General features: G+C 62.5%; 13 protein-coding genes and 2 pseudogenes. 4 read left to right on the top strand and 11 right to left on the bottom strand.

The genetic code is table 11. From position 1 onward, the window contains the following. Window positions 1–2: 2 nt before the first annotated feature. Genes ACSBPU_RS16295 through ACSBPU_RS16285 form a run of 3 tightly spaced genes read left to right on the top strand, consistent with a single transcriptional unit; the run spans window position 3 to window position 3,292 of the window. Window positions 3–1,397, top strand: coding sequence for an integrating conjugative element protein (locus tag ACSBPU_RS16295; protein ID WP_012112344.1), 1,395 nt, complete (start codon window positions 3–5; stop codon window positions 1,395–1,397). Then, window positions 1,394–1,753 carry a hypothetical protein gene (locus tag ACSBPU_RS16290; RefSeq protein WP_012112345.1) on the top strand — a complete coding sequence of 120 codons (360 nt, stop codon included), beginning with the start codon at window positions 1,394–1,396 and terminating at the stop codon, window positions 1,751–1,753. Before ACSBPU_RS16295 ends, ACSBPU_RS16290 begins: the two co-directional genes overlap by 4 nt. A gap of 15 nt (window positions 1,754–1,768) precedes the next feature. After that, on the top strand, window positions 1,769–3,292 hold the full coding sequence (locus ACSBPU_RS16285) for a conjugal transfer protein TraG N-terminal domain-containing protein (RefSeq protein WP_012112346.1): 1,524 nt from the start codon (window positions 1,769–1,771) through the stop codon (window positions 3,290–3,292). A gap of 6 nt (window positions 3,293–3,298) precedes the next feature. On the opposite strand, the gene ACSBPU_RS16280 is transcribed toward ACSBPU_RS16285, so the two are convergent. The 3 genes from ACSBPU_RS16280 to ACSBPU_RS16270 are packed head-to-tail and all read right to left on the bottom strand — an operon-like array spanning window position 3,299 to window position 4,461. Continuing rightward, on the bottom strand, window positions 3,299–3,658 hold the full coding sequence (locus ACSBPU_RS16280; protein ID WP_012112347.1) for a DUF3742 family protein: 360 nt from the start codon (window positions 3,656–3,658) through the stop codon (window positions 3,299–3,301). A gap of 27 nt (window positions 3,659–3,685) precedes the next feature. Beyond that, window positions 3,686–4,144, bottom strand: coding sequence for a type II toxin-antitoxin system YhaV family toxin (locus ACSBPU_RS16275; RefSeq protein ID WP_012112348.1), 459 nt, complete (start codon window positions 4,142–4,144; stop codon window positions 3,686–3,688). After that, window positions 4,144–4,461 (bottom strand): type II toxin-antitoxin system PrlF family antitoxin, encoded by a 318-nt coding sequence (locus ACSBPU_RS16270; RefSeq protein ID WP_041536097.1) that lies wholly within the window; start codon window positions 4,459–4,461, stop codon window positions 4,144–4,146. The genes ACSBPU_RS16275 and ACSBPU_RS16270 overlap by 1 nt, the downstream gene beginning before the upstream one ends. A gap of 301 nt (window positions 4,462–4,762) precedes the next feature. Here ACSBPU_RS16270 and mobH point away from each other — a divergent pair, with 301 nt between their 5' ends. Beyond that, entirely contained in the window at window positions 4,763–6,628 is a 1,866-nt protein-coding gene (gene mobH / locus ACSBPU_RS16265) for a MobH family relaxase (protein ID WP_012112350.1), read from the top strand. Between the two features lie 269 nt (window positions 6,629–6,897). Here mobH and ACSBPU_RS16260 read toward each other — a convergent pair whose 3' ends face one another. The 8 genes and pseudogenes from ACSBPU_RS16260 to ACSBPU_RS16225 form a co-directional block, all read right to left on the bottom strand. After that, entirely contained in the window at window positions 6,898–7,275 is a 378-nt protein-coding gene (locus ACSBPU_RS16260) for a hypothetical protein (protein ID WP_012112351.1), read from the bottom strand. A 194-nt stretch (window positions 7,276–7,469) separates the two neighbouring features. Next, window positions 7,470–8,249 (bottom strand): IS21-like element helper ATPase IstB, encoded by a 780-nt coding sequence (gene istB, locus ACSBPU_RS16255; protein WP_012112352.1) that lies wholly within the window; start codon window positions 8,247–8,249, stop codon window positions 7,470–7,472. A 65-nt stretch (window positions 8,250–8,314) separates the two neighbouring features. Continuing rightward, window positions 8,315–9,055, bottom strand: a pseudogene (locus tag ACSBPU_RS16250) (Mu transposase domain-containing protein); the annotation flags it as partial. A 364-nt stretch (window positions 9,056–9,419) separates the two neighbouring features. After that, window positions 9,420–9,923: an alpha/beta hydrolase fold domain-containing protein gene (locus ACSBPU_RS16245; protein ID WP_162850478.1), complete on the bottom strand. Its 504-nt coding sequence runs from the start codon at window positions 9,921–9,923 to the stop codon at window positions 9,420–9,422. Beyond that, window positions 9,908–11,413 (bottom strand): annotated as a pseudogene (locus tag ACSBPU_RS16240) (IS3 family transposase); the annotation flags it as partial. The pseudogene ACSBPU_RS16240 and the gene ACSBPU_RS16245, both read right to left, overlap by 16 nt. Window positions 11,414–11,700: 287 nt before the next feature. Further along, window positions 11,701–13,620 (bottom strand): esterase/lipase family protein, encoded by a 1,920-nt coding sequence (locus tag ACSBPU_RS16235; protein WP_245545169.1) that lies wholly within the window; start codon window positions 13,618–13,620, stop codon window positions 11,701–11,703. 20 nt (window positions 13,621–13,640) lie between these two features. Next, window positions 13,641–14,687, bottom strand: coding sequence for an Lnb N-terminal periplasmic domain-containing protein (locus tag ACSBPU_RS16230; protein ID WP_012112355.1), 1,047 nt, complete (start codon window positions 14,685–14,687; stop codon window positions 13,641–13,643). After that, entirely contained in the window at window positions 14,684–15,319 is a 636-nt protein-coding gene (locus ACSBPU_RS16225) for a TetR/AcrR family transcriptional regulator (RefSeq protein WP_094840677.1), read from the bottom strand. The genes ACSBPU_RS16230 and ACSBPU_RS16225 overlap by 4 nt, the downstream gene beginning before the upstream one ends. Window positions 15,320–15,687: the final 368 nt, after the last annotated feature.

Below are 15,687 nucleotides of genomic sequence, written 5' to 3'. Positions count from 1 at the left end.
CGATGAAGCGTCCTGAACCGACGAATCTCTCCACCAGGGCGTACCGCCTGCTGCGTCCGACGGCACTGGCCGGCGCGCTCGCCCTGGGCTGCGGCCTGGCATGGGCACAGGCCGGATACCAGAACAGCGGCCCCGTCGTCGGCGATGACGTCATGTACTCGATCGGCGGCGGCAGCGCAGTGTCCATGGGCCGCGCCGCCGGCATGCGTTCGATCGGGGTCGGCGTGGGGTGGAACAGCAACCTGATCTGCGGTGACATGAGCCTTCAGACCACCCTGCGCAATCAGCTCAATGGCATCACGAATGGTTTCCAGCAGATCATGGGTAACGTGATCCAGAGCGCCACGAGTGCCGTGGCATCCCTGCCGGCGCTGATCATCCAACGCGCCGATCCCGGTTTGTACAACTTGCTCACGAATGGCGTGCTGCAAGCGCGGCTGGATTTCGACCGTTCCAAGCTGACGTGCCGCGCCATGGCCGAGAAGATGGCCGAGATGGCGGGCGGCCAGCTTGGCTGGAGCCAGATGGCCGAAGGCATGGCGCTGCGCGATGCGGTGTCGAGCACGGACGCCGTGTCGGCCATCGAGCAGGCCGAGACGCGCCGGGGCAATGATGGCGTGCCCTGGGTGGGCGGCAGCAATGCCGGTGGCGCAGGCCAGCCGGCTATTCGGGTGGTCGGCGATGTCACTCGCGCGGGCTACAACCTGGTCAACGGCCGTGGCGTGACCGACACGTCATCCATCGCATCAGCCAGTTGCGTGAGCCTGTCGTGCCAGACCTGGACCTCGCCGCAGCAGGCGATCGAATGGGCCACACGGGTCCTCGGGGAGCAGGAGCAGCGCACCTGCGATGCCTGCACCAAGACCGAGACGGTGCCCGGCGTCGGACTGACGCCGCTGATCCAGGAAGAATACGAGGTGAAGCTGGAAACCTTGCAGGAGCTGATCTCGGGGACGCGCAACACGACCTTCGAGAACCTGCGCGAGGCCGGCAGCACGTCGCTGCCGATCACGCGCGGCGTGATCGAGGCACTGCGCGACGAGCCGGACCAGGACCTGCTCGCGCGACGCCTAGCGTCCGAGGTCGCGCTCTCGTCGGTGCTGGAGAAAGCATTGCTGCTCCAGCGGACCCTGCTGACGGGCAAGAAGGAACCCAACGTGGCGGCCAACCAGTTGGCGGTCGAGGCGGTGAACCACGAGAGCGACACGCTCGACCGCGAGATCCGCAACCTCAAGACCGAGCTGGAGCTGCGCCGCGAGCTGGCCAACAACTCGCCGATGGCCATCATCCAGCGCCACGGTACGCGCGCGGCGGGTTCGCGCGGCGTCTATGAGGGGGACCCGGTGCCCGACCGCCTCGACCAGTTGCAGAAGGGCAACCCGGGAGGCCGGCCATGAGTCCGCGCGCGAACTGGCTGGGCCGGCTGTTCAGCCGGCACGCGGTGAAGGCGCTGCTATGGACGGTGGTGATCATCGCGGCTGCCGTGGGGGCCAACGTCGTCGGCATCTACCTGGTCGGCAGCGTTGACGGCTGGGAGCAGTGGCTGGCCGCCACTGCGGGCTACTTCCTGGTGTGGCGGCTGTGCCTGTACGGCGCGACAGCCTATGGATGGGTCTGGATGCGCCGCCGGTTGCTGGCGCGCGAGGCCCAGAACGGCGCGGATGGGCAGGCACGGCGCCGCCTGGTGCGCAGCGAGATCGCTGGCGTCATCGCAATCGTAGCGCTGGAAGCCAGCCTGCTGATGCAGGGCTGAGGGGAGATTCAGGCAATGACGCTTTTTACGACCGACTACCTGGAGTACTACCTCACCCTAGTCTCCTGGATCGTCCATAACGGAATCTGGGCCGTGCTGGTGTCCAGCGGGGTATTCGCGTTGCCTTTCGTGGCGATCATCGTGCAGGAATGGCTCAAGGCACGCGCGGAAGGCGCGGACGAGGGCAACAAGGGCGTGCTGTCGGCTGCGCGCATTGAGAACCGGGTGTTCGTCGCCATCGTGGTGGTGATGTTCGCTGGCATTCCGTTCATCGACGTGGACCTCAACACCATCCAGTACGACAGCTCGCGCTCGGCGCAGTGCCAGGTCAGCGTGCCGCAGCCTACCGGCACGGGCTGGTCGCAGTCCTTCTCGACGCTCAACAACCAGAGCGCCAAGCTGCCGGTGTGGTGGGCCTTCATGCACGCGCTCTCGCGTGCGGTCACGGGAGCTTCCGTGGCGGCGATCCCTTGCGGCACTGATTTGCGGCAGATGCGGATGGAGATCGACGCCACGCGCATCGACGACCCGGTTTTGGCTCAGGAGGTCGCGGATTTCACGCACGACTGCTACGGGCCGGCCCGCGCCAAGCTGTTCATGCAGCGCCCGAACCTCGATGAGGCGCAGATGCACGACGTGACCTGGATTGGCTCCCGCTTTTTCACGGACACGGCCGGCTACTACGACAACTATCGGTCGAGCACGCCACGCGATGACTGGCCTTACGACAGTGACCGTGATGCTGGGCTGGCCCAAGTGTCCAGCGGCGGTGGCTATCCGACCTGCAGGCAATGGTGGGCCGACGGCAGCAATGGCTTGCGCGCGCGGCTGTTGGGCCAAGTGGACCCAAATCTGCTCACGCGGGTGGCGGGCTGGGCCGGGTTTCTGAGCCGCGCCGAGGTGGACGACTCCGTGATCCGCACCATCGCTTCACCGAGACAGCAGAAACTGAACCAGGGGAGCGTCTATACGGACTACGGTGGCCAGATCGACAAGACCTTGCCGAACGTCATCACGCGCGCGGCCGGCGACGTAGGAATGGCAGTCGGGGGAATCGCAGCGTTCCCTGCCATGGACGTCGTTCGCCAGGCGCTGCCCATGGTGCTCGCCTTGCTCAAGATGGCGCTGGTCATCTGCATCCCGCTCGTGCTGGTCATTGGCACCTATGACCTGAAGACGGTCGTTACCGTCAGCGTCGTGCAATTCGCGCTGTTCTTCGTGGATTTTTGGTTCCAGCTCGCACGCTGGATCGACAGCACTATCCTCGACGCGCTCTATGGGTGGGGCTGGGGCTGGAACCGGCCGCACAACAACTTTGATCCACTGGTCGGGTTGAACAATGCGTTCGGCGACATGCTCCTGAACTTCGTCATGGGCACAATGTTCATCGTAATGCCCACCTTCTGGGTCATGGCCTTGGCTTGGGCAGGCGTTCGCGCCGGCAACGTCCTTCAAGGCCTCGCTGGAGCCACGGGAGATGCCAAGGCTGCAGGGGGTAAAGGAGGAGGTATTGCGCTCAACGCCGTGTCGAAAAAGTGAGTGCTGCTAATCATCCTCGACATGTGGATCAACGCGAAAGCCGTCATAGGTGTACAGGCCAAATCCCGCAGGCCCGTTTCTCCATTCCGGCTCGGGTAACTCGTGATCCAGATCAGCATTGCGGGCCATCCAAGCGGCAGCTATTGCGAACACCAGCAGCAGAGCCAGCCAGAAAGTGGTGTACAGGAGCACACCGAGCACGGCCAACTTGACCAACCACAGCAGCGCGGTGGCACCAGCCACCGGCACACCCTTGGAAACCAGCCAGTTCGACACTCGCCGTTCGCTGCGGGCATAGGCCCGCCACCCGCGGCCGACGCTGCGGCCAAGCCGTTCTGCGGTGCTGATGCGTGTTGTCGTGCTCATGGTCGTCTCCTGCTACATGGGGGATGCCTACTTCAGTTTGCTCCAATCCTGCTTGCTTGCCAGTACCAATGCGTTCCAGTCGTCCGGCGGATTTCCCCGCCCCAACATCTTCTCAAAAACGGCGTAGGGGTCTGACTTGCTGCCCGACGACCGCAATGTCTGCTCATCGTTGACCCAGGCGTAAACGATGATCTTCGCCTTGGAGTCGTACCGGAAGAACAGCCGGAACCGCCTTCCGATCTTGGCCCGTCGCCAGTGGCGGTGGGCCGGCCCCAAGGTATTGCCCTGGCGGTATTCGTCGCGCGCCGGATCACTCGGCACCACATCCAGCATCAACTGACTCAAGGCCCGGAAGAGCTTGACGTTGGCGTTGGACTCGAAGCCATTCGGATCGTTCTCCTGCGCGCGCCGGGCGGCTGCATGCAACTTCTGCAACTGCTCGATCACGCAGTCATGGAATAGCAGCGTCCAGCCATGCCGTTGCATCAGAGCGCCACTTCCCCGTCGATTTCCTCGTCCAGCTTCACGCCGTGCCCCGCGTGCTTCAGCATGGCGCGAGCCAGATCCTCGGGCAGGCCTTGGACGTTCCGGCCAGCCTCGATGTCGCGGGCCAGCAGGCTCAGAAACGCACCGATGGCGGGGTCCTCGTGCTCGGCGTCGGCACGGGTCACGACGACTTCGCCGTCACGCAGGTCAAATGCGACTTTGCCGCCGGCATCGACACCGAGCGCTTGCCGGATGGGCTTGGGCAGAGTGATCTGGCCCTTGGAGGTCAGTGTGGCAACTTCATGAATGACAGGCATGGCCGTTCTCCTGATAGAGATGCCTCTATGGTAAGGAATATTCCTTACCTTGTCAATGTGATGCCTCATGGCGTTCTCCCGTCCAAGAATCGCCCATCGTAGGCCGGGAATAGCGAGCCTTCATGCATCAATCCGACCGCCCGCACCCCGCATTGGCGATGGACGATCGATGCCCGGCGTCCTATACCCAAATGGTTAAAGGCCAAAGGGCCGAAAGGGCAAGGGAATGGGGCGCAAGGGGAAAGGCCCTACCTGAAAAGGCGAAAAGGCCTCCCGGCCGGCCCGCCAACAGGACACCTACATGCTCTCCTTGTTCCAGCGAAAAAGGGTCTCTGTCGCCCCCGCTCCGTCGCCAGCACCTGCCATCGATCTCCCGAAAGGGCTGCTGCGGCCAGAAGCCGCCGCAGCGCTGCTGGCAACACCGCGCCGGCAGAAACTGCTGGAACACATCTGGCAGCGCACGTCGCTGTCGCGCAGGCAGTTCGCCACCCTATACCGCGCACCGCTGGAGCGCTACGCCGAGCTGGTCCAGCAGTTCCCCGCCTCCGAAAACCACCACCATGCCTACCCGGGCGGCATGCTGGACCACGGCCTGGAGATCGTCGCCTATAGCCTCAAGCTGCGACAGTCCCATCTGCTGCCCATCGGCGCCAGCCCTGAGAACCAGGCCGCGCAAGCCGAAGCCTGGACGGCCGCCGTCGCCTATGCCGCTCTGCTGCACGACATCGGCAAGATCGCGGTCGATCTGCACGTCGAACTGGCCGACGGCAACACCTGGCATCCCTGGCACGGCCCGTTGCACCAGCCGTACCGCTTCCGCTACCGCGACGATCGCGAGTATCGCCTGCACAGTGCCGCGACAGGCTTGCTCTACCGCCAGCTGCTTGACCGCCAAGTCCTGGACTGGCTCAGTGGCTATCCGGCGCTATGGGCGCCGCTGCTCTACGTCCTGGCTGGCCAGTACGAGCACGCCGGGATACTGGGCGAGCTTGTCGTGCAAGCCGACCGTGCCTCGGTAGCGCAGGAGCTGGGCGGCGATCCGGCGCGCGCCATGGCCGCACCCAAGCATGCGCTGCAACGCAAGCTACTCGACGGGCTGCGCTATCTGCTCAAGGAAGAGTTGAAACTGAACCAGCCCGAGGCCTCCGATGGCTGGCTCACCGAGGACGCGCTGTGGCTGGTGAGCAAGACGGTCTCCGACAAGCTGCGTGCGCACCTGCTATCCCAGGGCATCGATGGCATCCCGGCGAACAACACGGCGGTGTTCAATGTGCTGCAGGACCACGGTATGTTGCAGCCCACACCGGACGACAAGGCGGTCTGGCGGGCGACCGTGACCAGCCCCAGCGGCTGGTCTCACTCGTTCACGCTGCTGCGCATCGCTCCTGCGCTGATCTGGGAATCTGGCCAGCGGCCGACACCGTTCGCTGGCACCGTGGTAATCGACGTAGCGCCTGCAGCCAAAGATACCGATGCTTTCGTACCCCCGGCCGCGATCGCGACAAAGCCAGCCGCCGAGGGTCAGGAGCCGAAGCGTTGGGAGGAAAGCGGCGACATCGCTGCCCAGGCTCCCCCGCCCGCTTCCCCGGCCATGCCCGATGCCATGGAAGACATGTTAGCTATGGTAGGCATGGGCGATCCGCCCGACGTTTCTCACAATGAGCAGGCCGATACAGCCAACACATCTGCCGCACGCTCCGAGGCTCCTATGCCGACTATGGCTGTGACCTCGCCAACGTCGCCTGTATCCACGGCCATAGCTGCACCGCCACCCTTAAGCGCACGGCCATCCGGTGAGCATTTCATGGAGTGGCTGCGCCAGGGTATCGCTTTACGCAAGCTCATCATCAATGATGCGAAGGCGCTCGTGCATACCGTGAGCGACACCGCGTATCTGGTCAGCCCTGGCGTGTTCCAGCGGTACGCACAAGAACACCCACAAGTGGGCATGCTGGCAAAGCAGGAGAGCCAACAAGATTGGCAATGGGTGCAAAAGCGCTTCGAGCGGGTGCAGTTGCATCGCAAGCATCCCAACGGCTTGAACATCTGGGCCAGCGAAGTGACAGGTCCGCGAAAATCACGGCGCCTGCATGGCTACCTTTTGCAAGACCCCCATTTGTTGTTTACGGAGGTGCCTCCAAACAATCCGTATCTGTCGTTGATCTGATGGGAACAGCCCAAGCGCAACCGACCTGTCAAGTTGCGCCCGAAGGGTTACGCGGGTATGCACTACTGCGACTACAACTGGACCGGTGGGGGCACATCCATGGCGGTTTGTCGCCAGGCCTGCGCATCCGACCTGGTGGGGAAGACGAACAACCCCTATCGCTGGGAGTGGCCCAGCAGCTCGGCGCTTGCGCCAGTTCCTTACGTGACCTGCACGGGGCAACCCGGCTGCACCCCCAGGGCTGCGGCAAACTTCGTCTGTGGCTTCATTCAAGCGTCCTTGTCTTTGGATGGGGTAATGCCGATGACCTGGTTTTTGTAGCCGATCTCCAAACGGTCGACTTGGAGAACGATGTCTGGCAGGCCGTTGGGCTGAAGGCCGCCCTTCAGGACCTTGAAAAAGATTCGATCCCCGGTAGCGTCGCGCCCGACCCGGTTCAGCTCAGCCACGTCTTCAGGCTTCAGGCGCAAGGCAGCGTGGTAACGGCCTCCGTGCTCCACCCCAACCACCGCTGATCCCTTTCCCAGCGGGGATGCACCCACCACTGCCGTGGGCAAAAACCCTGGGGAGTGGGGATACCAGGAGTTGTCGAAGATCTTCGCGTAGGCATGGAGGATCCCGGTCTTCGGGTCGATCTCCACGTCCATGGGAGGCCGCAGGTAGAAAATGCGTATTTCGGCGAACGTGACCGCCCATTTCGGTCCATCGTGACCGGCACGCCGAGCGGTGAATTCGGCGTCATTTCGGCAACGTGACCACGCGTTTCGGTGATCGTGACCGCCCAGGTCGATGGCGGTGCTGCGCAGGGGGCAGAGTTTAGGGGCGGTCAGGTTCGCTCAGATCATTGGCTGGCCTCCTGAACTGCCCTTGTTGACTTGGCTGCCGCCCGCGCGGCCTTGCCGGTGCGACGCGACTCGCCCTCGAGATTGAAGCGCCGGCAGCTTTGCATCAATCGGTCGAGGATGGCGTCGGCGATCGTGGCGTCGCCCAGCCAGGCGTGCCAATGCTCGATGGGCAACTGGTGCGTGATGATCGTCGCGCGGTGGCCTACCCGGTCATCAATGACCTCCAGCAGGTCACCCCGGGTGACACTGTCCATCGGACCCGTCCCCCAATCGTCCAGGATCAACACGTCGACCTTGGCAAGCTGCTCGAGCCAACGTCGGAAGGTGCCTGCGCCGTGGAGGATGCGAAGCTCCTCGGCCAGACGTGGCACCCTCAGGTACAGCGCCGAGTGTCCCTGGCGACAGGCGTACTGGGCCAGCGCGCAGGCCAGCCACGTCTTGCCCAGCCCGGTGGCGCCGGCGAAGGTCAGCGTCTCGCCCCGCTCGATCCAGGTCGACAGTGCGACGCCCATCAAGGTGGACCTGTCGATGCCGCGCACCGTCTCGAAGCTGGCGTCCTCCAAGGTGGCCGTGGGGTACTTCAGCTGGGCACGCTGCAGCAGCCGAGCCCGCTTGCGGTCGCCTCGGGCGTAGACCTCGCGCTCGACCAGCAGGGCCAGTCGCTCGTCGAACGACAGGTTCAGGCAGTCGGCCTGTTCTTGCTGCTGCTGCAAGGCGTCGGCGAAGCCCTGCAGTTTGAGCGCGCGCAGTTGGGTCAGGGTGGCGTTGTTGAGCATGGCGTGTGGGTGCAATGGATTGGATGGGTTCATGGTGGGCTCTGGGCTGGTGAGGTCGGTCGTCCTCACTGGTAGTAGCCCGGTCCGCGCAGGTTGGCGTGCGTCGGACTGGTCCATTCGGCTTCGGCATCCAGCGGCACCTGGTCACGGTTGTTGGCCAGCAGGTCGCGCACATGGTGGTAGCGGAAGGCACCCAGAGCGAGGGCCCGTTCGCAGGCCGCCTCCAGCCGTGCCTCGCCATATCGGCGCGACAGGTTCAGCAGTCCCAGGCAGGAGCGGTAGCCGTGTTCGGGATGCTTGTAGGTCTGCAGCAGCCGGGTGATGAGTTCGCCGCATGCCATGCCGATGCGTTGGCCCCAATCGATCAGCCGCTGAGGCGTCCACTCCAGGTGGGCGCGGTGGGCAGCAGGCATGTGGGCCTCCACCGTGGTGTAGCCGCCGCGGCGCTCGTTGCGAGCGTGGGCGGCCACGCGCTGGCCGCGCAGCAGCAACTCCACGCCGTGGCGGGTGAGGCGCGCCTCCAGGGCCTGGCCGACGAGCGCATGCGGCACGCTGTAGCGGTGGCCCTCCATCTCGACGTGGTAGTCGATGTGGACCTTCACCGTCTTGAAGCGGGCAAGCTCATAGGGTTGGCGCGGCAGCGACATCAGTGTCGGCGCATCCAGTTCGGCGAACACGCTGGCGCGGCTGCCGGGCAGCTTCTGAAACGGCCGGTCGTTCACGCTCGATAGCAGTTCGGTGATGGCTGCATCGACCTGGGCGACGGTGTCGAAGCGATGGTGGCGCAGCCGGGCCAGCACCCAACGGGTGAAATCCGCTCTAGTGCGCAGTGGCAAGGCCGACGCCACGATGGTCCTTTACCCTGGGGGCACGCATTCCTTGGCGGGCAGTGGACGTCCGAGTCATCGACAGGACTACCACGAACGGATTGTGGATTTCCTTGAGCAAACGCAATATAGCGACAAACCGACGTAGAGGCCGCCCTGATGACTGTCGCCTTCTTAAGACAATGTTTCGCCACCGTCGCCACGCCTTCCCAAGGCGAAAGGGCGCCGCACTATAGCTACTAGTGCGGAGCGCCGCTTCTGCGCGTCAATACGACGCAAAACGACCAGTTTCAAAGAAATCCATGCTGATCGCATTTGCGCCGAATGAGCAGCGGATCACCGCTCATTCGTGTCTCGTCCCTCGTAATGCTTTTGACAACGCTGCCGTGGAGTCGCGAACTGCCTGTTGGCTCACCACTGCTGTCTGCACCATCTGAAACCCGTGTGGAGCGCCAGGGTAGATGTGCATTTCGACGGGCACCCCAGCCCGCATTAACCGTCGGGCATATTCGAGGCTCTCCTCAAGGAATAGGTCTAGTGCCCCGCACATGATGAATGTGGGTGGCAATCCCGCAAGATCTTCTGCCCGTGCCGCAGCGGCGTAGCAGGACACCTCGCGCGAGCCGGGCGCGCAATTGAGCAATGATGTCCAGCCATACAGATCTGAGGCCTGCGTCCAGATGAACTCCCCTGCATAGGGTGATACGTCGGGATCAATCGCCGTGCGGTCATCGATCATTGGGAAGACCAGATGCTGGTAGGCGATCGCATACTTACCCCTATCGCGCGCGAGCAATGCCAGCGCCGCCGCGAGGCCGCCGCCTGCGCTGTCACCGCTGACAAGAATACGGGTGCGATCTTGATCCGCTTCTCGTTGTACCAGCGGATGTACGAGTCGACCGCCTCGACGAACTGCTCAATGGTGGCGGTCTTCCAGTCCCGAGGATAGAACAGCTCATTCTTCAGCCGACCGAAGAAGCCTTCGCAGGCAGCGTTATCAGGTGAGCATGCTTTGCGAGACATCGAGCGGATGAAGTTCGCGTTGCTCATTCTTGAGAGCCAACCCGGCCAGCGGTAGTGGCCGCCCCGATCGGAGTGGACCACGGGACGATCAGCCGTGTCGGCCAACGTCTCGATGGCTGCGTCCAGCATCGTGTTGACCAACTCCGCGTCCGGACTGGTCCCAATGGTCCAGCTGACGACCATTCCGTCGAAGCAGTCGATGATGGGCGAGAGGTACACCTTGCCAGCCGGGATCTGGAACTCCGTGATGTCCGTGAGCCATTTCGCGTTGGGCACCGCGGCCTGGAAGTCGCGATCGATGAGGTTCTCAGGCGCTGGGCTGATTTCGCCAAGGTAAGACGCATAGCGGCGCTTTCTGGGCCTTGGAACAACCAGGCTTTCCTGCTTCATCAACCGCTGTACAACCTTCTCTGAGATCGTGACGTCCTGCCTGGTCAGAGATGCCTGCAGCCTGCGGTAGCCATAGCAGCGGTGGTTCGACTCAAAGATGTCGGTGATGGATTGCCGAACCTTCAGGTACTTGTCGCCCACCGCTGCGCGGGCCCGGTGATAGAAATACGAACTGCGCGCAAGATCCAACTGTGCAAGGAGCTCTGGCAGGCCATAGTGCTCCCTGAGGGCGTCAATCAGCAGTGTCTTCTCCCGGTTGGACAGGAGCTGCAGGTCGACGCCCAGGCCTTTTTTTAACAGTTCGTTGGCCTTGTTCAAAAGATCCTGCTCGAGGCGCAGTTGCCTGACTTCGCGGCGCAGGGACTCAACCTGGCGCTCGAGCTCATCGCGCTCCTGCGAAGGCGAAGATGGATTGGTACGTTTCATGGATGCGGGTGCTTCACGTCCCAGAAGTTGGTTCTTCCAGTTGTACAGCGTTGGCCGGCACACGCCGAACTTGTCGGCTACAGCCTGGGCACTTTCCTCGCGAGTGCAGAGTTCCATGACTCCTGCTTGCATCAGCTCCCCGGAATACCTTCGTCGCACCGTACTGCCGACGACACGCCTTCTGGCTTCAGGAAGGGCCTCGCGAATCCAAGCGGTTAGCGTCCCTCTGCAGGGGTAGCCCAGTGCCCTCATGGTGGCCGCAATGCAGCGGTCGTGAGCGAGGTAATGCTCGATAGCTGCCGCCTTCTGTTCCTTCGAGAACTTGGGTCTCCGGCCCGCATAGCCCGCTGGCAAGTCGAGCTTCTGCTGGTATTCGTTGTACCAGCCCTTCAGAGAATTCTTTGTTGGATAACCCAGCTGGCGGATCGTGGGCCTGACGCGCCTGCCCAGCTTGATATAGAGCTCAACCGCTCGAATTCGATCTTCGTAGGAATACATGAACTACCTCCTGGTAGTCCAAGTTTTCGTCCGCACCCCCAGATGGTCAGTTTTGGGTCGGCACTAACACCGGGACGGACCGGGAGGGCATGAAAAAAGGGGCTGGACGGGAACCCGGCCAACCCCTTGATTTTTCGATACTTTCTTACAGCTTGTTAGCTTAAATCTGGTGCCGGAAATAGGAATCGAACCTACGACCTACGCATTACAGAGGAGTGCACTACGCCCATCTGAAAGATAGAAGCTTGCCCAAATCAGCTCGGCTGCGTACAGCAGATGGCAGTTGTCTATGGCTGCATGAAATGCGCTTCCCGCAGAGCAATGTCCTCTCTCAGAATGCGCTGGATTTCCAGCACTGCCGCCGCGCTCTGTTGCACGCTGTGTCCTGAAATGATGATTTTCTCGGATTGCGCCCCGGGAAGGTGGGCGCTGCGGTAAGGCACGAGGCCGTCATCGGAATCAACGAGGGCCACTTCGGGGTCAGCCTGGGCCACGATCGAGTGATAGTTCACCTGGGCAGAGATGGGAAAGTCCGCTGCCGCGCGCACGAAAGGATCGTTCTCGTCGAGGTTGTCGACGCTATTGGGGATATGCCCCAGGCTTTCGTGGCTGCTGGCCGCCGCATTGGGTGCTAGTGTGTGGGCGAGTTCTTCGAGCACCGTAACGGGGAAGCGAATGAATCCCGCCATCCAGCGCCCCAGGCGTCCACCTGCGACCGACGTGCCCCGGTGCGGTGCTGCGATGAAGATGGCGCGGCCGACATGCGGGAAGGGCTCGAAACGCAACATCGGATCTATGCGTTTGATCTGCTGCGGCGTCAGCCGACTGCGATCCGCAGCCAGCTGCACCAGCGACTGGTCGGTTGACGACACCATCAACCGCGCGATGACCCCGCCCATGCTATGCCCCACCAGTACAAGGTCGGACGATGCCGGCGCCTGGCCGGAAGGATCGAAATGCGCCAGCGTATCCCCGAGCGCCCTGCGAATCATCGCGTGGTTCAATGCGATCGGCATATTGGTCGGGTAGTAGACCTGCCAGATTTGGTAATGCTGGCGCAGCGCCTCATCGCCCAGGATTTCGTTGGCGAGTTCCACCCAGGCTTCCGGGCTACTGGCCAGTCCGTGCAGCATGACGATGATCCGTCGGTTCGGATCGTAGGGCTGCATCAGGTAGACGTGCGGACGGTCGATTCCACCCTCGCGCCCAAGCAGGCTGCGCAGCGACTGCCGGTTGAAGTTGGCGCGGGCCAGCCACAGTCCGTAGCCGGCGGTGAAATTGGCCGCCAGCGGTACGCGCTGCCCGCGCAGCATGATGGCCGACTCCACATAGGGGTCATGCACCGTCAAACGGACAGTGCGGGTATGCAGCACGCTGTCCAGGTCGTCTCCGTCCGGGTGCAGCAGAATCGTCATGGACGGCGCGGGCATCTCGCTCCAGGGTAGAGGCTGCTGATTGCGTTTGGCCGCTGGATGGCCATCCCGGGTGGGGGCGGAAGTCAGGGGTTCGTCCGGCATGACCGCCACCAGCTCGGCGCCGAAACCGTCGCGCCGGTAGAGGCTGCGCAGTCCGCGGAAAGACAGGGACGAGGCTGGCAGGAGTTCGGCTGGCACCGCCGTACTGCCCGGCAAGCGCGCGCTGCGCATATCCAGCTGCAGCTCCCAGCCTGCAATGTTCCAGCGGGTCTGCGCTGGCAACTGCGTAGACATTTGTTGCCGAACCTCGAACATCCCGGTGGCGGCACGTTCGACCGCATAGTTATACCAATCCCGCACTTGCGTCTGGCGATCCTCGAAGGCTCGCTCCCCAGGCGTATGGTCACCGAAGAACAGGTAGGCATAGGCATAACGAATGGTCTCAAGCCAGGCGGCTTGCTGCTCTGATCCGGGCTTCATGGCCTGAGCCTGCGCCAGCCACAGTTCGGACAGTGCAGCCAGGCGTCGATCCGCGGCAACGCCGGTCACGGCGGCCAGGGCCTCGACGCAATCCGCTGAGATCGGTTTTGCGCAAGCCTGCGCATCCAATGCCGCCACCCTGATGGTCTGGGTCGTCGCATCGCTGAGTTTGCCGCGTGTCAGGATATCGCCGCGCTTGAGTTCGATGGCCTCGCCCGCATCCAGTGTATGAACCTCAACCACTGGGCCGAACTCACGCAGGATCGAGCAGCCCCCCAGCAACAGCGGGGCAATGACGAGCCACACTGCCATGCGGCAAGACTGCTGGAACCTCATGGAGATACCTCGTCGGCCGGCACGCCGGGCACACCTTGTCGAATCGACATCGAGAAGTCGTCTCCTGATGCGTCAGAGGCCAGTGCGCGTTCGTTGATGTGCCCCAGTGCCTGCAGTTCTGCGTAGCGATGGCCGGGCGTCAATCCGTGCAGGTCATGGATGTATTCCGCAAAGTGTCCGGACAGCAGCAGGCGATAGTCCGCCGGCAACGCTGGCGCAATGAGCCGAGCCAGCTCGAATACGATGGTCGTGCAGTTACTGGTCAAGGTGTTGTAAAAGCGCGGTGTGCGCCGCAGTTCATTGGCCGCGTGCAGATACTCCAGAAACAACGCGCGGACATTCGCCTGACTCATCTGCAACCGATAGAGATAAACGTCCTCGCCTCGCGCATTGCTGCGCGTACGCACAATGTCGCGCTCATCGGCGGCTACCAGGATCTGCTCGAACTGACGGAAGAATCCGCCGATCGCCGAGAAGGACTCGTGGCGCTCCTTGCGTATTTCCAGTGAGAACACTACCCGCTCGCCACCGTCGAAGCCGAACGACACCAGTGTGTGCGCAATGTGCGGCCCCATCCAGTAGGAAAGTACCAGGTCGGCACTGCGCAAGCGGTCCAGATCGTATGTGCGGTTCTCCCACTGCGGGGTGTAGTCGGTTTCGCTGCGCCACTCGAAGTTGCGTACATTTTTCAGGTGAACGTGGCTGCCGTCGATTCCGGCCTCCAGCAACTGGGCGACATCGTCAGCCCATGGGCGTTGGTGTGATGGCTGCAGCGTTCCCCACCACATGAGCAGGGCTGCCGTTGCGGCCCCGAACACGAATCCGGCGATCCTGCGTGTCCGTCTTTCAAGCAAGCCTGCCAGCGACACGGCGACGGACAGCCCCGAGGCAGACCACGCCAGAGTGGCGATCCAGCGAGCCGCTGGATGTTGCGGCATCTGGTGCCACAGGGCCAGCGCGCCCCACGCAGTCAGCAATAGCACCGCAATGCCGATCACCAGGCGCATGGGGAGGTGCCTGACTTTTTGCGTCACCTTGCTCATCGAGGCTCCAAAAGCTCAAGCAGCAGTTGCCGATGCGCATCCTGTAACTGCACCAGCGCTATGGAAGGGTTGCCCCTGGATAGCATTGACGAGCTCAGCCATAGCAGTGCGGGAGCGAGCGCCAGCGGGAAAAAGTGCTCGGTCAAGACGCCCGGACGAATGATGCCCCGTTCTATGTTGCGTTGGATGATGAGCTGCGCCCGCTCTTTCAGTCCGTGAGCAACTTCGTTGTGCCAACGCTGCACCAGCTCTGGTGTTCTGGCGCTTTCGGCCAGAAGCAGCCGGTAAATCGACATCGTGGCAGGGGAGCTAAAGGTCGCGTATAGGCGATCCAGGTAGACATCTACCAGCTCTGGCAACGTCAGATCTTCATCCGGGAGCCAGCCCTGGAAATCGCAAATCTGCTTTGTCGTGCGTTCGAGCAAGGCATGAAAAATTTCTTCCTTGCTTTTGAAGTGGGCGTAGATACCAGCCTTGGACAAGCCTGCGCATTCCGCCAGGCGCTCCATTGACACGGCGTTGTACGTCCGATCCGCGAATTCGACCAAGGCCGCGTCGAGTATTTCTTCTTTTCTGGCGGCAGAGGACAGGTAGCGGCGCTTGTCGGGCGCGTCATCTTTCTTGGGTAGCATTCAAAGGCTCTGTTCAAAGATCTGAGGGGTGTTCCCACGGGCCGGTCACCGGCTCTACCAGAAATCAGGGCCTTCCTTGAACCCAAGCCGGCAGCTCGAATTGATCTGCGTCAATGACCGACGAGCCCGCTGATTGCGGTTCCCGGATTGTAACGTATAATTAAAAACAACCGTCCAGTCGTTTGTTTTCAAATTTCACGATGCAAGCCAACTCAGAGGCGCGAACGAACCCGGCACATTGGGATGTGACACAGGAAGAGCACCTCATCAACCAGCCAGGGGACACGGGGATGCACATATCAACAAGGAGATGAAGTGGGCTTGACAGCACTTGCAAGCAGGAAAGGAAGGCCTGCGGACATCGGCCA

The sequence above is a fragment of the Parapusillimonas sp. JC17 genome, assembly GCF_052180245.1.
Lineage (GTDB): Bacteria > Pseudomonadota > Gammaproteobacteria > Burkholderiales > Burkholderiaceae_B > Parapusillimonas.
Note: the sequence above shows the minus strand (reverse complement) of the source record. Positions and strands in the feature narration are given on the sequence as shown.

Excerpts from the sequence above, each read along its gene's own strand:
- ACSBPU_RS16295 (WP_012112344.1), top strand. The coding sequence starts at position 3 with ATGAAGCGTCCTGAACCGACGAATCTCTCCACCAGGGCGTACCGCCTG.
- ACSBPU_RS16290 (WP_012112345.1), top strand. The coding sequence starts at position 1,394 with ATGAGTCCGCGCGCGAACTGGCTGGGCCGGCTGTTCAGCCGGCACGCG.
- ACSBPU_RS16285 (WP_012112346.1), top strand. The coding sequence starts at position 1,769 with ATGACGCTTTTTACGACCGACTACCTGGAGTACTACCTCACCCTAGTC.
- ACSBPU_RS16280 (WP_012112347.1), bottom strand. The coding sequence starts at position 3,658 with ATGAGCACGACAACACGCATCAGCACCGCAGAACGGCTTGGCCGCAGC.
- ACSBPU_RS16275 (WP_012112348.1), bottom strand. The coding sequence starts at position 4,144 with ATGCAACGGCATGGCTGGACGCTGCTATTCCATGACTGCGTGATCGAG.
- ACSBPU_RS16270 (WP_041536097.1), bottom strand. The coding sequence starts at position 4,461 with ATGCCTGTCATTCATGAAGTTGCCACACTGACCTCCAAGGGCCAGATC.
- mobH (WP_012112350.1), top strand. The coding sequence starts at position 4,763 with ATGCTCTCCTTGTTCCAGCGAAAAAGGGTCTCTGTCGCCCCCGCTCCG.
- ACSBPU_RS16260 (WP_012112351.1), bottom strand. The coding sequence starts at position 7,275 with ATGGACGTGGAGATCGACCCGAAGACCGGGATCCTCCATGCCTACGCG.
- istB (WP_012112352.1), bottom strand. The coding sequence starts at position 8,249 with ATGCTCAACAACGCCACCCTGACCCAACTGCGCGCGCTCAAACTGCAG.
- ACSBPU_RS16235 (WP_245545169.1), bottom strand. The coding sequence starts at position 13,620 with ATGGCAGTGTGGCTCGTCATTGCCCCGCTGTTGCTGGGGGGCTGCTCG.
- ACSBPU_RS16230 (WP_012112355.1), bottom strand. The coding sequence starts at position 14,687 with ATGAGCAAGGTGACGCAAAAAGTCAGGCACCTCCCCATGCGCCTGGTG.
- ACSBPU_RS16225 (WP_094840677.1), bottom strand. The coding sequence starts at position 15,319 with ATGCTACCCAAGAAAGATGACGCGCCCGACAAGCGCCGCTACCTGTCC.